Genomic DNA, 17242 nt, shown 5'->3' on the forward strand with positions numbered 1-17242 from the left:
CATCTACGATGCCAGACCCAGATCGGTCCTTCTCACCGGAAGAAACCCGGCAACGTGAAATCGCCGTGCGTGCCATGAAGGACCGGTGCGCTGACAAGTGGCGTGGGGATGATGGCATGGCCATCTACTGCGAAAAGACTCAGATGCCCGCCCTGATAAAATTCATCAAGGCGAAGCGGACTTTCGAGGAAAGCCACCAGAAGACCAAGGGCGCGGCTTGGAAAGATGAGGTCGCCTACTACTCGAAATGCCAGACGACCTACTGGGGCGACTTTGAGATGGCGCTGGCGTGCGCGGATACGGAGCGCCAAGTCAAAATTCTGTCGAGGCAGTGAACATGTGGCCATTCTCAAAGCCTTACAAGCTCGATCTCCAAGGTTTTAGAGATAGTCCATACTCGTTCGCTACTCAGGGTGTAGCTGGAATGACATTGTGATCGTGGTGACAAAATGATTGACCTTTTCAAGAAGTTGATATCTCCGGACGGAAGGGAGCGGTTGCAGCTTCAGCATCAGTATCGGATGTGTATGGAGGCCAAGGGTAATCTACTTCAAAAGTTCCGCACCGACGCGATGCAGGAAATCTCAACGCTCTATAGCGATGCGACCTTCCTGACCTCGACATCTAGTCAGGATTTTCTTGCTGTATCGGTTACAGGAAACGTGATCATTCAAGGCCGCTTGGCTGATGAGTTCGCTCCAGCGCTTGAATTAGTAGATACTGACGAAGCTTCTCTTGTAGAAATTCGTCAATCTATTGCTCAATTCTCGGCGGGCATGAACGCATACAAAAATAGATCAACCTCGGCTCAGAGGTCGCGCAACGGAATTATTACGAAGCCTATATTCAACTATGAGACAGAATTGCGAGCGAAGGGGTTCTATTACTCAAAATCGCCGCTCGATCATGTCCATGGCATTGAAATATGGAAAAATGACCGAAAGATCGCAACGGCAAACCAATCTACACCCAGAGCGCTTCGTGACGTAACCGAGGAAATGTTTGACGCAGTGGTCAATGATAGAGTTGGCAGTGGCATCGGCAAGATTGGGATTTATATCGGTTGGACGATCAATATGAACGAGTCCGGCGTTCGCGGAATGGAGTTGACCTACTCAAATGTCAGTCGTCGTTCAATCGATGAGAACAGGCAGTACCTCGTAGGTGTATGTAAAGACATAATTCCTTTCATTGATGTCATCACTGCCTATATGTCACAGGCAAAATTTTCTGATGAAGTATTGGAAGACTGCCCATCCTGGCTCGAAAGAGAATAGTATTTTAGCGAGTGAACATGCGATTTATTACAATTTTGACGCTCTCCGTTCTAGGTGCCACGTCGGCGTTCGCCGACCAACCGACGATGACAACTCAGGGCTTGTTCGAAAATATCTGCATCGGCAGCCATCTGAATGAGAAAAACATAGCGCCTTTCGTCAAACAGACCGGTGCCGTTTTCGAGGCCAAGGTCTTGAAGGTGGAGGCTGAAATGTTGCCCTCACTCACCCCTGATGCGACTTCGGGTTGGCTGATTGGCAAAGGTCAGCAATCATTTGCTGTTGCGTTTGCTAGTCGCGTAGTGGACGGCCAACCGAACAACTCATGCATGGTTTTAACGCAGGCGGACGACGCTGCCGTACAATCGCTTCGTACGTGGATCGAAGCCAATTACGAAGTCCGCAAGATTGCGGACCAGAAACAGGGAAACACGACCATAGCGGTTTATAATGGTGAACTGATCGGCTTTTCGTCGCCGAAGAATTTCGGGGTCCAGCAAGTACACGCTGCGCCTGGATTAGACGGCATGGTGATGCTGTCCTTTTTCGACAGCGCCCCGTGAAGACTCGTCCTGACAAAACCTTTGGCCTGCGATCCGCGACGGACCTCTATCTGAAGCTCATTCACGATATCGAACGTCTCCAGTCAGCCAAGGGCAGCAAAGGGTTACAGTATGCCGCGTTTGATGCTGCGGTGACGGCTAGTCACATCTTGGACTGGGTCTTGTATGAACTTGACGCTGACGCGCACCTCAGGCTGACCGGAATCGAGAAGGGTGCCAAGCCGAAGAAGGGTGAACTTGGCCCAATCGCAGGCTTTATCAAGCGCAACAATAGCCGCATGGGCGGTGTCGAATTCTGCCGTCAGATCGCAAACAGCGTTAAGCATGTGGAGATCACGATAGGCCCGGTGATGCACGGTATGTCAACAGGCTCAACAGCCAAGCTAGAATGGACGGGCGACCGCATCACCAACATATACGCCATGGCCTACATTCAGGTTGAGCCCGGTGGCGACAAGATCAATGTCATAGAGCTTTTCAGGGATACGGCGGAGCAGTGGTATCTATTCCTGGAGCGGGAAAGGCTTTGGGTTGAGCAGCCGCCTGAATGGGACGATCAGGATGCGTAAGCGGCCGACCAGCGAGCCGCGATTTCGTCAAAGTCCTTCAGAAAGTCGCCAACTACGATGTGTTTTTTAAGCAGATCAGCAACGACGGCCATGATATTGGAGACCTCTAGCCAGAACGGCCTCCACGGCCACTTTAGGCCAAGGACATCAAACAGACGCTCTTCAACCCGGTTGTAGAGACGGAGGCGTGCTTCGTGCACATTATCTCCATGATATCGACCCCGTAGATGGAAGACACGGCCCACTTGATCATTTCGCCCTTGTGCGGACCGCTGTGGGTTGAGGCCTGGATCAAATCCAGCTTGCGGTCCAAAATGGCGACCAGGAAGTTGCCGTTGCCGCAAGAAGGCTCCAGGAACGTCTTCGCGACGTCATCCCATGCACTACTCGGAAGCAGGTTCAACATTGCGCTGACCTCGCGCTCGGCGGTGAAGACCTCGCCGAGCTTAGCTACGCGTTTCTTGGATCGCTGACTGATCGTGGTCATAGCACGCTCCCCACAACCTTCTCGATCTCTTCTTGAATAATCGACCGAATGAAATTGTGCTCGCGCATGCTCATTTTGTCATCGAGAAACCGGATCATGTGAGTGTGGATTTCGTCCACAGCCTTTCCCGTTCGTTCTTCTGCGATCTTACTACGGTATTCGTACTTGGCCTCTTCAGCATCTCGATCTTCGACAGGTCGATCAGCGACAGCAATCTTAAACGCGTCCTGGAAAATCTTTCGGAAGGTGTCATTTAAGAGCTGCTTTTCGTGTTGGTAGCCAAACAGCGGCACATCTGCGATGGTCTGAACCTCATCGACAAGCTGTGGCAGGACGGCATTGAGAGCGTCGACGAACATCGTGGGTCGCTCATCAGGCGGCGCGACTTCCCAGGGGTCGGTAATCTTGACTTTAGCCGTTTCTTCGCCGAGCCCAGCATCTTCCATTGCTGTGATCTTCGCCGTCGCGTACTCGGCGGCCGACGTCTGGATATCGGCAGCGGCAGCAACGACGGGCTCAGACTGCTCCCAAGCTGGGTCGTTAGTCAGTGTTTCAAGGCTGTCAACGATGATGGCATTGGCCTCCAGCTCATCAAGGGCGGTCAGTGCGAAATCCATAGGAGGTGACGCAACGACGATCCGCTCGGCTTCAGCCCTGCCACGGCGTTCTTGCTCAGCGGCTTCCCGGTTTGCCTTCGCTTGCATGCCAGTGTTGCAGCGACGCCACATGACCTGGTCCCAAGATTCGCCGCCGAGTTTGGCGCGATCTTTACCGATCCACTCGATGACTTCAGTGTAGACTTGGTCGATCTCTGCGCCAGACAACCCCAGGCCCTGAAGCTCGAAGACGGTGTCGTCCGTCATGCGCAGCAGCTTTTCGTCGACGGTGAAGCAGAATTCCGGCCCGCCGACCGACGCCGGACGCAGCTGAAATTTTATTTCAAAGGAGTTATTGAGGACGGAGTAATCGCAAACGCGAATCTTAGCGGTGAGCTTCTTCATGGGCGTGACGGTCCCTATTCCGTCGTGTTTATTTGCTCGAAGAATATGGTTGGCGCAAAACCGCGTCGGCGCAAGTAGCCGTTGCAAGAAAGATCGCGACCGCTAGAGTTGCAGCCGGGGAATGTAGATTCGGGGCTGAGATGTCGATTGCGGAAACGATCAAGGCGAAGATCAAGGCTTCGACGCCGTACATAGCTTTCCTGGTAACGTGGCAGGTCGCTGACACCAATCTTCGCATTATGTACGGCTACCTGGAAGATGCCTGCGGAGAGTTGGAGCAGCGAGGAGCCTACGGCTACTGCCGAGGCGGTAGCGAGTTCGGGGTTGTCGCGCTCGCGTGTGTTGCCGCCGGGGTCGCAGTAGGTATAGCGGTTTGGTACCTCTACGCGAGGCCGGATGATAAAAAGACCGACGTTCCATGAACCTGATATCGATCAGTCTTGGTGCCGGTGCCCCTCCGACTTCCTTATGGACCACAATCCTCACGGGTCTCGCGGTCGCGCTCGGCGGCGGCATTGTTCTCTTCGCGCTGAACTGGCTCAGGGAGCACCTGACGGCCAAATGGAACAAGCGAAGTGAAGCGGAGGTCCTAGCGTTCTCGTTGGCAACCCAACTCGACACGTTTATCTCTGGCTGCTCCGACGTCGTGACGAATGGATGGCACGAGAACCCGGAAAATGGCATGCCGGAGGCTACGGCGAAGACCCCGATGCTCATATTCCCCGATGACCTTCCGTGGAAGGTCTTTCCGAAGGAGCTGCAGTACCAGATAAGGTCGCTGCCAAACGAGATCGACGTGGCAGATAGGATACTGGACTCGACGTGGGAGTTTGGCGATCCGTGGGATGTCTTCTTTGAGCGCGAGGTCTTGTATGCCGAAATCGGCCTGAAGGCTCTTGATATCAGCGCAAGGCTGACCGGACTCTATCAGGTTCCTCAATTAGCGAGGGGGCAGTGGAACCCGCGTAGGATTTTCGAGGATCGCATCGAGAAGCATCGCGTGAAAGAAGAGGCGGCAACAAGTCCTCTGGATTTGCCTTGGCTGTTACCGACCGTGCCCCTGGAAGAACTGGAAAAGCGCCGGGCTGCGTTGGGAACGGCGCTTGATGTTGCGATGGGTAAGTTGAAACCGCTGGTGCGGTGATCATCGTGAGAATTTTGGCCGGAACGCCAACGTTATCGGATCGCGCCAGTCGCCCATCTGAATGACGTTGCTGGTCTCGCGACGGTCGTCCTCTCTCTTGCCCCATACGGTCCGCCGGATTTCAGCGACCGCCTGGGCCTGAGACGTTGCCGCAAACCGGCCTATCCGAGGGCGGAGCTTATGCTGGAAGTTGCCGAGCATGATCTGACGGATGTCGGTGTAGGTGGATCGGCATGTTGCCAACATCGTGTCGATATCGGGCGTCATCGACTTACCGTGCTTTTGAACCCAAAGGGCCCAGGGCTGCGCCTTCTCGGCGTTCGCCTGGGGGTCCAGCGAGGATGGGAGCGCGGGCAGGGCGGCTATGATATCGGCTGGCGAAGCAAACCGCTGCCGCATGCGGTGAGCCAGCTCTTCAGCGACAATGGCCTGATCCAGCCGCATGCCCGAAAGCATGGCGACATCGGCGAGGTGCCGCCATTTAGCCGTGTTCGAGCGCAAGACAATGGAGGAAAGCTTATCAGCCAGCTGCGCTTCGTAGCTTTGAAAATGAGCGGATAGCGGAACCTGCCCCTTGAAGAAGGTCGAGCCCTGGGAATATCTGGGTAGGTTGATCGGCTGGTGCTCGATACCGCCGGTCGCGTCCACATTCACCCTGATCGCCGCTTTCGCGACCGTTGCCTCGATCTCGATCCGCAGGCACTCCTCGCCACCGATGGTCAAGGTTCGGGGCGTGTGGACTTTCGTCACCACGATACCGGCTTTTGCGAGCAGGGGCGTAATCTCATGCATCGCGCGTACCATCTCGACATCGCTGACTTTGCGGACAAAGCTGATGTCGAGGTCCCGGGTCTCGCGACTGACTTGCGGAAAGATGCATCCGCCCTTCACGTAGTGCCGCGCTGGCATAACGGCAGAAAGGCCGCGAGAGATTTCTTCGCACACGAAACGCTCGACGGCGAACTGAGTATTGATGCCCAGAGCCTTGGCGGCTTCGTGGATACGGTTGAGGACGCTGACGCCCTGATTGAATGTAGTGTCGGCAACGTTGGCCATAATTGCTCCTCCCTTAGAGCTTTGTTGTTGGGAGGAGCGTGCGATCAACTGATGCATACGACGAGTTCGGCGACATCGGCCGATGGCTACGGACGGCTCATGAACCAAGTGGGCGAGGGCGGTCACCGATCTCCGGATTTTGGCAATGACAAAGCCTCCAGCTTGGAACGCGGTCATTGAGCAGCTGAGCCATGGCGCGAGGCAGGACCTGGGAGCCCAATTGCGTCCAGTTCCCGTTGACTGCAAGTCCGCTGAAGTTGAAGGCAGCAGTGATCATAAGGTCACGCCCTCAAAAAAAGATGGCCCGGCAGCGAATGGACGCGCCAAGGCCAGTTGGGCGCAAGCAAAAGATCGTTTGCGCCAGGGAAGCTTCATCCTGAGTCCTGGCGGAGCTTGATGCAAGGATCAACATCAGTGCCCGCCGCCGTCAAACGGTTCTCAATTGACTTCATTCGCGTCTCCTGAGGTCTTGCATCAGGAGACAACGGTCGGCGGTTTTGACCAAGAACTAAACGTCGAGAGCCGATTGAACAGGCTGGTCGACCAGGAGCCGTGGCGGCAGCTGGCGGCGGTACTTGCGAGCTAGCTTCACAGCGATCAAACCGAAGGCCCAATGCCGGATGACAAGCTCGGTCGGCCATTTGGCTAAAGAGTTGCCAAGGCGAGTGTCGCTCTTTGAGAAGCCTTGGCCGTTGACTTCATGAGCGCGGTCCAGGTCGAGTGAAGCTAAGTACCGGACAGCTTCGTGAGCCCGTCGCAGGTGATCATCACTAAGTGACGTGTGATAATTTTGTTGTGTAGATACGGAGTAACGGGGGGAGATATCGACTTCGCTCATAGTTGAACACCTTGTTTCTGGAGCCAGCTCGCATTGGGGTTCTTGATGCCCTCTTTCAACCACGTCAACCGGCGATGCATGAGGCGACCGGCTGCGCGGCCGTTGTAGCCTCGGCTCTTCAAGCTATCGACCGCCGACCCCAGGAGCGTGTCCAGCAAGTCCTTAGAGCCGGACCCGGCTTTGCCCGTTTCAAGATCGATCACCAGTCTCGCGAGCGCCACAGCTGCTGCCGTGTCCAACTCGGCTACCTCCGGCTCGCCAATCGCGCTCAACTTCATCCGGTAGCGCTGCTGACGAAGGCGCTGCTTCTCGTTCCGTCCTGTCGCATGTCGCGGCATCTCAATCTCCTCGCACGTCACTACGTGTCGTCACTACGTTATGCGGCGGCGATGCAAGGAACCCGCTATTTCTGGGTTGACTGCAAGACTTTCGGCTTCAGCTTTCCAGCCTTAGCTTTGCGAATGATCTGCATCGGCCAACCCGTTCCTTGATAGTATAGATTGATGGCGGTGGTGATTGTCTCCGACCCAGGCGCTGAAGTTGCGATCATGGCAATCGCGATATCGGCAAGCAGGTCGCGGGTCAGCGATTCATTGGGAGCGACGGCCCCTAGCTTCACCGCTTCGCGCTTCCGCTTCCGATACTCAGCTTGACGGTCGCGGTCATAGTCGCGCCGCTGCTCGTCGCTCATGTTGTTCAAGTTGATAGTCTTACGCATCTCATCCGCCTTGCTGCTTCACAAACAGCAGACCACCAACGGCGGAAATATCAAAGCTAATTGTGACAGTCACAAATGAAATTTGCTGTGCCTTGCTGGAGTTTGGAGATTGTGGCACCCTCTTGTTTCTTTCTCCTCGCCTCGCTCAGCGAGCTTGGCTGGCGGCAGCGAAAAAGCCAAAGTCCAGTCCGTGTGAAGCATACTAAATCTCAAAAAAATCCCTTCGGAATTTCTTTTAGATTATGGGGGGGTGCCCTGAAGCGCCATTCCCCACGCCGCCCGGCACTTGAGGGCAAAACCCGCGTTACAATTTGTCAAAAAAGGTCTTGCGGTAGGCTCCGCCACGGCGAACAATCATCTTATCGCCGTTGAAGACAACAGCATGTCTATTACAATCCGTCAGAGACGCGCCGTCGGCGGCGGTCGCCAAATTGACTACAATCATTTTGAAACACACAGCCCCGTCGATGCGCCCCGTCTTCGTAGGAGTGTTCTAAAGGCCGCAAGCTTCGAGGCTATTGTCGACCCTTCAACACGAGAGAACCAACGGCCGACACTGAAGATTGCAAGGCGACTTTGGAAGAGCATGCGGCTCGTGGAAGGCGGCGATCTCTCGGCTCGCGCGTGGGCGCTTTACTATTTGATGCTGGCAAAGATTGGTAGCGAATGGAATTCCGAAAAAGAGGTGTTCGATCTTCAGCTGGCGGATGCAGCTCGGTTCCTTGGTGAACGAAAAGACCGTATTCCAGCACTCGTCGTCGCCATCGATCAGACCAAAGCAGATTTCCGCATTGACGACAGCTACCGTTACCGTGCGGCCAAGGCACTGCCGTTGATGTCATGCCAGGTCGTCGGTAAGCAGATCACCTTCCGACCTGATCCGGTTTACATGTACTCCTGGCGAGAAGCTCGGGAGTACACCGAAATCGAATTAGACGCGGTCGCCAAGTTTCGATCCCGCTACACGTCTGTAATCTATCCACGGCTGGCGAGGATAGCGGGTTTCGATGAGGCTGCCATCAAGCCAATTGATCTCGATCCGAAGACGTTCGCTGCGATCTGTAAGTACGACTGGGACGGACACCTGGGTAACCTGCAGGCCCGCCTCATTGAGCCTATTCAAAAGGACATCAAGGCGAGCGTCCGCAGCTTCCGCTCGACCGTTTCCAAACATCGAGACGTCGACACTGACAAAACCTACTTCACGGTATGCGTAGAGCCTACCGGTCGACCGTTAGCGGGTGTCCGGATCGCTGACATCTCCGAGACCGAGAAATCTCGCTTGAGAGCATCCTGGCCGGGGTTGGCTAAATCAGATCACCCCGCCGTGTCACTGGTCGCTCGCGCGGTCACTCTCACCGAATATGACCCCATTACTCTGATGAAGTCTTGGACGGATTACATCGTCGCTGCAAGAAGCGGCGATCCGACAAACGCGATCACAGGTCTAATCGACGATTATGGGGTCGGTGTCGGCTTTGCGAGGTGGTCAGAAATGCAGTCCAAGAAGCCGATGGAAAAGCTGGTTCATTTCGCCGAGCAAGAATACATCATCCGCGATATGCTCTCTGAGTTTGAAGATCGCGACTTCGATGTGCTCAGAAGAGCAGCGGCTGGCGATGTCGCCGCACTAGATCAACGGACTCTTTTTGACGGCTTCGCAAAGCAATGGGACCGTCCTTTCAAGACCCTCAACGTGTTGGTTGACGACCGGAGGCAGTTTGCTTTCGCTATTCACGGCTTGAAATACGCGAGTAACGAAAACAAACAGCGGATGCTGTCGGCAACAGTTGAGGCGTGGGAGAAGGCCGACGTCCTACGTATGATCTCGATTTACGAGAGGGCGTTGGGCATCTCCTTGAAGCTTTGGCAGCGGACACAGGAGCAGCGGAAGCTTTCGATTAATCTTCCTAAAGAATCTGCTTGATCCGTGGACTCCCCCATGGTTGTATGCATTCCAGCTATTGTTGCCCCGAAAGGCACCGTGAAATGCGAGTCATGTCGATAACCACATCCAGAAGAGACCTATCCATAGCCTGACGCTGTGGATGCCCGCGATTGCGGGCCTGGATTTGAATCGACATGAATAAAGGACTCGCAGGACAATGGCGTTTACCAATCAGTTTTTCACGGCCGATAGCCACTTCGGCCATCAGCTCATGCTCAAGGATCGTCCGTTCTCGTCGACCGATGAGATGGATCGTCATCTGATTGACGCGTGGAACGCAGTCGTTCGCGACCATGATATCGTTTGGCATTTGGGTGATTTTTCCTACCACAGTGAAGACCGCACGAAGGCTATCTTCGACCAGCTGAAGGGGCGGAAACGCTTAGTTCTCGGCAACCATGATTTGGCAAACGACGGCTCCGTCCGCCGTTCGCTGGCATCTCTCGCATGGGATCAGCCGCCCAGTCACTATGCTGAGGCCCGCCAAGAAGGCGAGCGCGTCATTCTCTTCCACTATGCAATGCGGATCTGGTCGGCATCTCACCACGGGTCGTGGCATTTTTTCGGACACAGTCACGGTCGCCTGCCGAACCATGGACGCAGCCGCGATGTAGGTGTTGATTGCAGCGATACGGGCTACGCACCCTGCAGGTTCTGGCATCTGACCTCTGACATGTTGGACGATGAGGTGTTCGCATGAACCCGAGTTCGGTGAACCGTCTGATCGAGGCTTTTCCGCAGTATGCAGACGAACAGTTGCTGGCGCTGCCGCAGGAATGGCTTGGCTCAATGAACGAACTGTTCTGTGATCTCCGCGATATCCAGAAGCTGGAAGTCGACCACAATCCGATGAACAGCCATCGCCCGTATGTTGATGTCCAGTGGCTGTTCGTTGACGGTCGCTACCTCGCGTATGTCCGACCGGTAAAGCCTTACGACGTCTGGTCGGGGGATCAGGCGGTGCGGCTTATCAAAGCCATCGAGCGCTTCGAAAAGGATACGGAGGCAGCGCGATGAAGGACGCCGATATCAAACGTCTGCGCTGCCTCTACCCGCGCCTCTGGCGGCACGAGTTGGCCAAGATGCCTGACGGCTGGGTCGCCATCACAGAGGAGCTGATGGAAGCGCTGAACGAAATTCAGCCGCCAATCCACGGGGAGTACGGCTCGCCGCTCTTTCTTATGATCCAGTTCGGAGGCGGTTTTGCACTTGCGTTCGTGTCGCCGAATCCGGGGCTTGCCGCGTGGAATAGCGAGAAGGCGGTCGCTTTGATTGAGGCAGTTTCCGTGTTTAACGACGCAGTTACTGAGACCTGCGAAGTCTGTGCTGGCCCGTCCCACATCATCGTCCAAGAGCCGGGCAGCAACCAGCAGCGGCTGTGCGAGCGCTGTTCCGAGCAGCGGCTGTCGAAGTTTGAAGCGAGGTCGGTGCAATGAAGCCTGAAAACATCGAACACCTGCGGACCATCTATAAGCGCTACTACCACTCATCCATCGACGGTCTACCTGACGGTTGGGTAGCGCTCATCGACGACTTCCTGCTCGCTCTCGAAGGGATCGGCGATCTGAACACTGCTGTCAGTGTGCGGTTCGAGCGTGGTCCGGACGGATTGCGTGCGCTCGCTTTCCCGGAGCAGTCGCGCTGGCACCCGCAGCAGGATGCTGCTCTTCGCGTTGCACAGCGCACTTTGTACGGTTTGTCGCAGAAGACGTGCGAGGTTTGTGGAAATTCGGGCGCAATGGAAGACGGCAACGCTTGGTGTCCCGATCACGCTGACGAGGCTGCCGCGAAGGTTCGCCGCGCAGCTGATCTGTATGCCGAGTGCCGTCCGTTGTTTCCTGAAGGCCACGGCAAGGCAATCGATCTGCACGTTCCTGATCACCTGTTCGATCTTGTTTCCAACACTCTTCGCTCGATCTTGCGAGTCGTCGAACGTTACGAGGTCGTCGGCAAGGTCTTGATCACGAGGGTCGAGATGGACGACGGAGCACTGTTCGTCCGCGTCCGTTACGTTGACCTGACGTATGCCTTCATCGGCTTACAGATGGAGGTCAACGAGATGATCGCCGATCTTGAAATGCTCACGGACGAAGCGACCCGAAAGCACAATTTCGGAGGCTCCGATGCTCCCTGACAATTTCGACCGCGAGGAATTCATCGCTCGCTTGCGTGAGAAGCACGTCCGCATCCTGATGCCGGATATCGTCTTCGCAATTGACGACGGTTGGCTGCCGTTGGTTGCCAAGGCCCTTCCTGATATCGAAAAGTCTCTCGACAAGCATTCCATGACGGCGCGGGCGCAGGTGAAGCAGATCAAGGAGAAGCTCGGCGACCTTCGTGTGTATGTCCGCCCGCGCCGTGAGAGCTACAAGTTCACGAAGGCGCTGGCTGCGGACCTCTCCGAGATCAGCAACCGCACGATCAGCAAGAGCCTGAAAACGTGCGAGTTGTGTGGCGACAAAGGGGCGCTGGGAAACTTCGGTGGTTTGTATCAAACGCTTTGCCAGCGGCATGGCGATCACCGTCTAAAGTGGATCGCAGGCGGCCGCCAGGGAGACCCTTTCAATGAGTGAGTTCGTTCGCACGCCGCAGCAGGAAGCAGCTTATCAGCACCTGATCACGGCCCGTTTCCGTGAAGCTGCCCGTATCACTGAAGCTGTCGACGCTTATCTTGCCGCCACCGTCGATCTTCAGTTCGATCAGCGCCGCGAGTTGGAGCGCCGCAAATCTTTCGCGATCCCTTATTTCCCGCACTTGTCCGGCATCGAAAAAGCGATGGTCGTCTCCCAGGTAATCTTCAAAATCAGCGACCGGCTCTGGACAGCTGAACGCGAACGGCTGGAGGTTGTCGATGCGTGACCGGATCGTCGGCGGCCGGATCATCCATGACCGTCGCCAACCGCTACGGATGGAGCCGTTGCAGGAGCTGGCGGAACCCGTGCTCACAGAGCTGTATCCCGGTGTCGCGAGGAAGGCAGACGCCGATATCGACCAGCTGCTTCGTCAATTCTACGATGGGGCCTGGCGAGACTATTCTGACGAGATCGTCGCTGACATACAGGCGTTTGCAGACTTCAACCCGGTTGACGATCACCGCACTGACGAAGCGATCAAGGCTTGGTCGCAGCAGACCGCTGCCGACTTGGAGGGCGACTATTCGCAGTCGTATTGCCGTATCGCCGTTCATGTTGGTCTCCTCGCCTATGTCCGGCACATGCGAGAACTGCGGGCGAAGATGACCTGTGACGTCGGCTGGCACCGGATTGTCGAGCGGTTCCATTTCGCTTGCAGCAGTCAGTTTGGCTATAGCTTTCTTAGCGCGGGCGAGAAGTGGGGCGGCCTCTCACTCTCTTATCGATGCGATCCGGTTAGCCAAGAGCAATGCAGCGCGGCTGAGAAGCAGGCCTTCGAACAGTCCTTGAAGGTTTGTGAGCAGTGCGGACAGACTGGGGAGCTTCGTTGGAGCGGCTGGCGAAAGACGCTGTGCGACCAACACTTTCAAGATTTCGAGCGTCGATGGGCAGAGATGTCTCCAGAGCGCCAGGCAACCGGCGAGGCTGTCGAACGTCTGCGCGTAGGTAACGGATACGGCGACCCAGAAAATGATGACGCCGAGCGCGTTGTCGCTGCTACAGCCAAGCGGGGCAACGTGACAGAGGAGGATATCCGTCGAAGGTATCCGGACCTGGTGCCAGAATTCGCCGAAATCGATATCGCTGAAACACGGTTGCCACTGCTCGATGCTTGCCTCTATCAGATTGTTGCACTGTACGGCGACACGGAACCGAGCGTCCGACTTTACGCTGCTTATGAACTTGGCGGCCTCGTGATCGATCTTGACGACCGACCGTGGACCGGAAACCAGGATGCGGAGCTGAAGGCACGCGTTCGCGACTTGGTGCTTTCGATCAGAACGAGGACACGCGATGTCTGATGAAACCTTCGGTCTTCGCGAGGCTGCCGAAAAGATCGGCATCATGCCGTCCACACTCGCCTATATCGTTGACGTCGGCGACGTCCTGCCCGAGCAAGGAGTGCCCACCTGGCAACAGCACGACGGAAACGTTTGGAACGATCTGACGAAATTCGTCTTCACGAAAAACGATATCGAGCGCTACAAGGTCGAGATGCGCCGCCGCACGTTCGCAGATTTCAAAACCGGATACGCCGACGTTTATCAAGCCGACGATGGACCCGAGCTGCGAGGCCTCGAATTCGGGCCCGGGTGGGGCCTCATTCTCCGAGAGTTTTGTGATCACCTGCGAGATTTCAACGACAGCGGTCGATCCTGCAAACTCCGGTGGGGCAAGGAAAAATTCGGAGCCCTGCACTTGTTCTGCGATTACGACGACAGCATCCAGCGGTATGTCGAGCATGCGAAGGGGGTTGCATACGGTCGGAGCCTTGGAACTTGTCAGGAGTGCGGAGCGCCCGCACGCTTGCGGTATGGCGACATGATCTGCTTAACTTTATGCGACCGGCATGCTCATCTTGCCGCGCCCTTGGACGTAGAGAAAGACGGCAAGATTCTGGACGTTTCCGCCTGGTCGCGTTCGCAGAGGAGATTACCGGAATGACAAGCTTCCGCGCCGCGAATGCCGAACTCATTGACTACACGACGACGCTTGAATTCCTCTGCGGTCACATGCTCGGCCCAGGCTGCTCTGTCATCTTGGATGAGCACCAGTATCCGATCCTTCTGGATTTCCTCGAAAAGATCACGGCCATCGGCGACGTCAATTTTCAGCTCGAAATGTGTGTCGATCACCGTCCAGGTTATTCCGTGAGTTGGGACAATGATGGCAGCCCCGAACAGGATGACGCCGTCGACAGGCTGATGGGCGAACTTGTCCAAGCTCTAGGTTTCCACGAATACCAGAAACCCAGCAAACCTTGACATCCAAAGCCGCTGACGGAACCTAAAAGGCCCTAGCTTCCAAAGTCTCTAATGACGGACCCGCCAGGCCGCCGGTTGCCGAAGCTCGGCCGGAACCTCTTCACCATTCAGCAAGAGCCGCAGCATTTCGGCCTGGCGGGCTTCCTCGACCGGATCGGGCTCCGGTGCCTCGATTTGATAGAGCCGACCAGCTCATAGAGCGTCCCCAGGTAGTCTAAATCCAACGCGTCCATGGCCTCGTCGCGATCTCACGCACCTGCTAGATATCGCTCCAGGATGTCCGTGATCTGTTCATCCGACATGCGGGATCGCAACTCTGAGATGACGGAGTGGTAGCCTTGTCGGATGCGGGTGAGATCAGGTGGTGCCATACCGAGCATTATAGATCGCGTCGTTGCAGCCGTCGCGTAGATTAAAAATCCCCGAGCCCGGTTTCAGTAATCAGGTGGGAATTTCCACTTCATTGCTGATCACATTTAAGATCAATGAGTTGTCACACCCCCGCAAACAAATGTCATCCAAATCTCGAAATGGATGACATTTGTATCGAGTAACTTATTGAAAAATAATTGCTTTCTGTTTCGGGTGTATTGCCTCCACGTTTACCGGGAGATACACGTCTGCCGTCGCAACAGAGTGCAAGGAATGAATGACAACAACAAAGACGACGTGGATATCGAAAAGCTGCAGGCCGAGATCGACAAGCTGCTCTCAGAGGAGGCAGCGCGTATCGAGCGGATCAATCGATTGCTTGAAGAACTGGATCGCAATCTCGAAGAAGATGATCCTCACGAAGACAAGTTTCTTCGGATTGAGGACGCGCTTTGCCTGCCGGAGATGGGCGGTAAGAAGTACCTGCTGGGCCCCTCGATACCGTCCGACACCATGACTGACGGTATGCTTCGTGAAGCGATCCGCAAAGGCCAGCTCGTAGGTTTCAAGCCCAATAAAAATCTCTTCGTTACTCGTCGATATCTCAAAGAATGGATGACCGCATGCCGCGTGGACGCAAGCAACCCTATCTCGATCTCGAACCCGAGCGTCGCAACAAGAACGGTTCTGTTGAGCAAGCCGTCTGGGTTATCAGATACTTCAACGAAGATACGGGACGACAGGCTCGCAAAAGCACAAAGTGCGGCGCTAGCCAAGGCGATGAGGCTCAAAAAGTCTTTGCAGAATGGATGATGGAAAGGACGTCCGAAGAGCCAATCGAACGCCATCGTAGGACTGATGACGTTCCGATTGCTGACGTCTTGTCGCATTTCCTTACCGAGGTTGTCGACCTTGAAGTCGAGGACGAGAAGACCGGCAGGAAACCTCTTTCTAGGCCGAAGGAAGTCAACTCGTACATACTCCATCTCATAGAGTGGTGGGGCGACAAGACGGTCGGCGATATAACACGATCCAGTTGCCGAAAATTCGCCGCAGATTGTTCGAGCCCTACTGCTGGGCGAAACAAGCTTGAGTATCTTCGACGCGCATTGAACATCGCACAAGAGGACCGCGTCATTGATCGTGTAGTGAAGGTCACGCTGCCGAAAAAACCGAAAGCCCGAGCTGACTACTTCGAGCGTGACGATATCGCTAAAATGATCCGCGCTTGTCGCAGTTATAAGCTGTATACCCACAACGAGAATAAGTCGAAGAATACGGGCAAGGCTGGCACTCAGGTGCGGACAACATCCCAGCCGCGCCTCCATCTCATCCCGTACATTCTAATGGCGACATACACGGGGACACGCTCCAGGCGAATGTTCACCGCGTCCTTCATCCGTGAAGAGGGCAGGCCGTGGATCGACCTGGAGCGTGGGGTGTATCACCGGGCAGCACCAGGTGAAGAGGTGGCAAGAAACAAATCCGCACCGTCTATTAGAATTCCTCGACGGCTGCTTCGCTATATGCGTCGCTGGTATAAAGCCGGTAAGCGATATCCCATTGAGTATAACGGTCAGCCGATTAGTGAAAGCAATTCCCTGAGCCGATTGATCAAGGAACTCTTCCCCGACAGAAAGCTTGTGCCCCACTCCTTCCGTCACACAGCCGCGACTTGGATGATGCGCAAGTCCGAACTGTCTATCCATGACATTAGCGGCTTCTTAGGAATGTCGATGGAGATGCTGGATAAGGTTTATGGGAAGCACCGCGTCCATCATCAACAGGGCATTGACGACGCAATCACAAGTGGTGGCATCGGGAAGACGCCGAAGGAGAAAGACACCAACGACGAGTTTAGCTACGGCAAAAACCAACCGGGAGATACCGGGATAAACAAGTCAAATGAGCCAAAACCAAGTCGGATCAAAATGTCTGTAAACTCCCAGAAAACAAGGAAAGCAGCGTAATTGCTGGGGTCGTCAACAAAATTCGGGACGTGGGGGTCGGAGGTTCGAATCCTCTCACTCCGACCAGCTGAAAATCCCGGCATTGCAGGATTTTCCACCCGATCCCGAATTTCTGACTTCCTGTATTCTGACGTTGGCAATGGCAGAACTCTGTCGGCCTTGCCCATACTTGTCTAAACTGGCACGGTTTTCTTCCCGTCTGCCACCCGGATTCGCCGATCCCCAATATCATCTGCAAGATTAAAATACGCCTCGCGCGAATATCCTCACGGACAGGTCAGTCTGCGATTGCTGCCATCGGGCTTCTGTCGCAATATTTCACGAATCCGAGCGGCTCGCTCTAATGACCCGTATTGCGTGCGTAGATTAGTCGCATGCCAGTGGTAACAATCTGTTAACCAT

At 55.2% G+C, this 17242-nt stretch carries 24 protein-coding genes; 18 read left to right on the plus strand and 6 right to left on the minus strand.

The window, feature by feature from the left end:
- The first annotated feature begins 8 nt into the window (after positions 1–8).
- From ACODTZ_RS22945 to ACODTZ_RS22960, 4 genes are all read left to right on the plus strand, one after another.
- Entirely contained in the window at positions 9–335 is a 327-nt protein-coding gene (locus ACODTZ_RS22945) for a hypothetical protein (protein ID WP_489028345.1), read from the plus strand.
- A gap of 114 nt (positions 336–449) precedes the next feature.
- Entirely contained in the window at positions 450–1277 is an 828-nt protein-coding gene (locus ACODTZ_RS22950; protein WP_489028347.1) for a hypothetical protein, read from the plus strand.
- Between the two features lie 17 nt (positions 1278–1294).
- Complete coding sequence (locus ACODTZ_RS22955; protein ID WP_489028349.1) at positions 1295–1840, plus strand: hypothetical protein; 546 nt, start codon at positions 1295–1297, stop codon at positions 1838–1840.
- Complete coding sequence (locus tag ACODTZ_RS22960) at positions 1837–2409, plus strand: hypothetical protein (protein WP_489028351.1); 573 nt, start codon at positions 1837–1839, stop codon at positions 2407–2409. Before ACODTZ_RS22955 ends, ACODTZ_RS22960 begins: the two co-directional genes overlap by 4 nt.
- Positions 2410–2542: 133 nt before the next feature.
- On the opposite strand, the gene ACODTZ_RS22965 is transcribed toward ACODTZ_RS22960, so the two are convergent.
- Together ACODTZ_RS22965 and ACODTZ_RS22970 are read right to left on the minus strand one after the other, a co-directional pair.
- Complete coding sequence (locus tag ACODTZ_RS22965) at positions 2543–2896, minus strand: hypothetical protein (protein WP_489028353.1); 354 nt, start codon at positions 2894–2896, stop codon at positions 2543–2545.
- The gene (locus ACODTZ_RS22970) at positions 2893–3897 is read right to left on the minus strand and encodes a hypothetical protein (RefSeq protein ID WP_489028355.1); all 1005 of its coding nucleotides are present in this window, start codon (positions 3895–3897) and stop codon (positions 2893–2895) included. The genes ACODTZ_RS22965 and ACODTZ_RS22970 overlap by 4 nt, the downstream gene beginning before the upstream one ends.
- Positions 3898–4037: 140 nt before the next feature.
- On the opposite strand from ACODTZ_RS22970, the gene ACODTZ_RS22975 reads away from it, so the two are divergent.
- Positions 4038–4319 carry a hypothetical protein gene (locus tag ACODTZ_RS22975; protein WP_489028357.1) on the plus strand — a complete coding sequence of 94 codons (282 nt, stop codon included), beginning with the start codon at positions 4038–4040 and terminating at the stop codon, positions 4317–4319.
- A complete protein-coding gene (locus tag ACODTZ_RS22980) occupies positions 4316–5041 on the plus strand; it encodes a hypothetical protein (protein WP_489028359.1) in 726 nt (241 codons plus the stop codon). Before ACODTZ_RS22975 ends, ACODTZ_RS22980 begins: the two co-directional genes overlap by 4 nt.
- On the opposite strand, the gene ACODTZ_RS22985 is transcribed toward ACODTZ_RS22980, so the two are convergent.
- From ACODTZ_RS22985 to ACODTZ_RS23000, 4 genes are all read right to left on the minus strand, one after another.
- On the minus strand, positions 5042–6154 hold the full coding sequence (locus ACODTZ_RS22985; RefSeq protein ID WP_489028361.1) for a nucleotidyl transferase AbiEii/AbiGii toxin family protein: 1113 nt from the start codon (positions 6152–6154) through the stop codon (positions 5042–5044).
- Positions 6155–6605: 451 nt separating this feature from the next.
- Positions 6606–6935 carry a hypothetical protein gene (locus ACODTZ_RS22990; RefSeq protein ID WP_489028363.1) on the minus strand — a complete coding sequence of 110 codons (330 nt, stop codon included), beginning with the start codon at positions 6933–6935 and terminating at the stop codon, positions 6606–6608.
- The gene (locus ACODTZ_RS22995; protein WP_489028365.1) at positions 6932–7273 is read right to left on the minus strand and encodes a hypothetical protein; all 342 of its coding nucleotides are present in this window, start codon (positions 7271–7273) and stop codon (positions 6932–6934) included. Before ACODTZ_RS22995 ends, ACODTZ_RS22990 begins: the two co-directional genes overlap by 4 nt.
- A gap of 65 nt (positions 7274–7338) precedes the next feature.
- Complete coding sequence (locus ACODTZ_RS23000) at positions 7339–7635, minus strand: hypothetical protein (RefSeq protein ID WP_489028366.1); 297 nt, start codon at positions 7633–7635, stop codon at positions 7339–7341.
- Between the two features lie 400 nt (positions 7636–8035).
- On the opposite strand from ACODTZ_RS23000, the gene ACODTZ_RS23005 reads away from it, so the two are divergent.
- The 12 genes from ACODTZ_RS23005 (at position 8036) to ACODTZ_RS23060 (ending at position 16840) form a co-directional block, all read left to right on the plus strand.
- Positions 8036–9580: a hypothetical protein gene (locus ACODTZ_RS23005; RefSeq protein WP_489028368.1), complete on the plus strand. Its 1545-nt coding sequence runs from the start codon at positions 8036–8038 to the stop codon at positions 9578–9580.
- A 178-nt stretch (positions 9581–9758) separates the two neighbouring features.
- A complete protein-coding gene (locus tag ACODTZ_RS23010; RefSeq protein ID WP_489028370.1) occupies positions 9759–10301 on the plus strand; it encodes a metallophosphoesterase family protein in 543 nt (180 codons plus the stop codon).
- On the plus strand, positions 10298–10618 hold the full coding sequence (locus ACODTZ_RS23015) for a hypothetical protein (RefSeq protein WP_489028372.1): 321 nt from the start codon (positions 10298–10300) through the stop codon (positions 10616–10618). The genes ACODTZ_RS23010 and ACODTZ_RS23015 overlap by 4 nt, the downstream gene beginning before the upstream one ends.
- Positions 10615–11037, plus strand: coding sequence for a hypothetical protein (locus ACODTZ_RS23020; RefSeq protein WP_489028374.1), 423 nt, complete (start codon positions 10615–10617; stop codon positions 11035–11037). Before ACODTZ_RS23015 ends, ACODTZ_RS23020 begins: the two co-directional genes overlap by 4 nt.
- Positions 11034–11735: a hypothetical protein gene (locus tag ACODTZ_RS23025; RefSeq protein WP_489028376.1), complete on the plus strand. Its 702-nt coding sequence runs from the start codon at positions 11034–11036 to the stop codon at positions 11733–11735. Before ACODTZ_RS23020 ends, ACODTZ_RS23025 begins: the two co-directional genes overlap by 4 nt.
- Positions 11725–12174 (plus strand): hypothetical protein, encoded by a 450-nt coding sequence (locus ACODTZ_RS23030; protein ID WP_489028378.1) that lies wholly within the window; start codon positions 11725–11727, stop codon positions 12172–12174. The genes ACODTZ_RS23025 and ACODTZ_RS23030 overlap by 11 nt, the downstream gene beginning before the upstream one ends.
- Positions 12167–12460, plus strand: coding sequence for a hypothetical protein (locus ACODTZ_RS23035; protein ID WP_489028380.1), 294 nt, complete (start codon positions 12167–12169; stop codon positions 12458–12460). The genes ACODTZ_RS23030 and ACODTZ_RS23035 overlap by 8 nt, the downstream gene beginning before the upstream one ends.
- Positions 12453–13535 carry a hypothetical protein gene (locus ACODTZ_RS23040; RefSeq protein ID WP_489028382.1) on the plus strand — a complete coding sequence of 361 codons (1083 nt, stop codon included), beginning with the start codon at positions 12453–12455 and terminating at the stop codon, positions 13533–13535. Before ACODTZ_RS23035 ends, ACODTZ_RS23040 begins: the two co-directional genes overlap by 8 nt.
- Positions 13528–14178 carry a hypothetical protein gene (locus tag ACODTZ_RS23045; RefSeq protein ID WP_489028384.1) on the plus strand — a complete coding sequence of 217 codons (651 nt, stop codon included), beginning with the start codon at positions 13528–13530 and terminating at the stop codon, positions 14176–14178. Before ACODTZ_RS23040 ends, ACODTZ_RS23045 begins: the two co-directional genes overlap by 8 nt.
- Positions 14175–14498 (plus strand): hypothetical protein, encoded by a 324-nt coding sequence (locus tag ACODTZ_RS23050; RefSeq protein WP_489028386.1) that lies wholly within the window; start codon positions 14175–14177, stop codon positions 14496–14498. Before ACODTZ_RS23045 ends, ACODTZ_RS23050 begins: the two co-directional genes overlap by 4 nt.
- A gap of 645 nt (positions 14499–15143) precedes the next feature.
- A complete protein-coding gene (locus tag ACODTZ_RS23055; protein ID WP_489028388.1) occupies positions 15144–15683 on the plus strand; it encodes a hypothetical protein in 540 nt (179 codons plus the stop codon).
- On the plus strand, positions 15683–16840 hold the full coding sequence (locus ACODTZ_RS23060) for a tyrosine-type recombinase/integrase (RefSeq protein WP_489028390.1): 1158 nt from the start codon (positions 15683–15685) through the stop codon (positions 16838–16840). The genes ACODTZ_RS23055 and ACODTZ_RS23060 overlap by 1 nt, the downstream gene beginning before the upstream one ends.
- The last annotated feature ends 402 nt before the right edge of the window (positions 16841–17242 follow it).

It is taken from the genome of Rhizobium sp. FG113 (assembly GCF_057809895.1).

Coding starts and splice junctions, on each gene's coding strand:
- ACODTZ_RS22945 (WP_489028345.1), top strand. CDS start 9: ATGCCAGACCCAGATCGGTCCTTCTCACCGGAAGAAACCCGGCAACGT.
- ACODTZ_RS22950 (WP_489028347.1), top strand. CDS start 450: ATGATTGACCTTTTCAAGAAGTTGATATCTCCGGACGGAAGGGAGCGG.
- ACODTZ_RS22955 (WP_489028349.1), top strand. CDS start 1,295: ATGCGATTTATTACAATTTTGACGCTCTCCGTTCTAGGTGCCACGTCG.
- ACODTZ_RS22965 (WP_489028353.1), bottom strand. CDS start 2,896: ATGACCACGATCAGTCAGCGATCCAAGAAACGCGTAGCTAAGCTCGGC.
- ACODTZ_RS22970 (WP_489028355.1), bottom strand. CDS start 3,897: ATGAAGAAGCTCACCGCTAAGATTCGCGTTTGCGATTACTCCGTCCTC.
- ACODTZ_RS22975 (WP_489028357.1), top strand. CDS start 4,038: ATGTCGATTGCGGAAACGATCAAGGCGAAGATCAAGGCTTCGACGCCG.
- ACODTZ_RS22980 (WP_489028359.1), top strand. CDS start 4,316: ATGAACCTGATATCGATCAGTCTTGGTGCCGGTGCCCCTCCGACTTCC.
- ACODTZ_RS22985 (WP_489028361.1), bottom strand. CDS start 6,154: ATGCATCAGTTGATCGCACGCTCCTCCCAACAACAAAGCTCTAAGGGA.
- ACODTZ_RS22990 (WP_489028363.1), bottom strand. CDS start 6,935: ATGAGCGAAGTCGATATCTCCCCCCGTTACTCCGTATCTACACAACAA.
- ACODTZ_RS22995 (WP_489028365.1), bottom strand. CDS start 7,273: ATGCCGCGACATGCGACAGGACGGAACGAGAAGCAGCGCCTTCGTCAG.
- ACODTZ_RS23005 (WP_489028368.1), top strand. CDS start 8,036: ATGTCTATTACAATCCGTCAGAGACGCGCCGTCGGCGGCGGTCGCCAA.
- ACODTZ_RS23010 (WP_489028370.1), top strand. CDS start 9,759: ATGGCGTTTACCAATCAGTTTTTCACGGCCGATAGCCACTTCGGCCAT.
- ACODTZ_RS23015 (WP_489028372.1), top strand. CDS start 10,298: ATGAACCCGAGTTCGGTGAACCGTCTGATCGAGGCTTTTCCGCAGTAT.
- ACODTZ_RS23020 (WP_489028374.1), top strand. CDS start 10,615: ATGAAGGACGCCGATATCAAACGTCTGCGCTGCCTCTACCCGCGCCTC.
- ACODTZ_RS23025 (WP_489028376.1), top strand. CDS start 11,034: ATGAAGCCTGAAAACATCGAACACCTGCGGACCATCTATAAGCGCTAC.
- ACODTZ_RS23030 (WP_489028378.1), top strand. CDS start 11,725: ATGCTCCCTGACAATTTCGACCGCGAGGAATTCATCGCTCGCTTGCGT.
- ACODTZ_RS23035 (WP_489028380.1), top strand. CDS start 12,167: ATGAGTGAGTTCGTTCGCACGCCGCAGCAGGAAGCAGCTTATCAGCAC.
- ACODTZ_RS23040 (WP_489028382.1), top strand. CDS start 12,453: ATGCGTGACCGGATCGTCGGCGGCCGGATCATCCATGACCGTCGCCAA.
- ACODTZ_RS23045 (WP_489028384.1), top strand. CDS start 13,528: ATGTCTGATGAAACCTTCGGTCTTCGCGAGGCTGCCGAAAAGATCGGC.
- ACODTZ_RS23050 (WP_489028386.1), top strand. CDS start 14,175: ATGACAAGCTTCCGCGCCGCGAATGCCGAACTCATTGACTACACGACG.
- ACODTZ_RS23055 (WP_489028388.1), top strand. CDS start 15,144: ATGAATGACAACAACAAAGACGACGTGGATATCGAAAAGCTGCAGGCC.
- ACODTZ_RS23060 (WP_489028390.1), top strand. CDS start 15,683: ATGGAAAGGACGTCCGAAGAGCCAATCGAACGCCATCGTAGGACTGAT.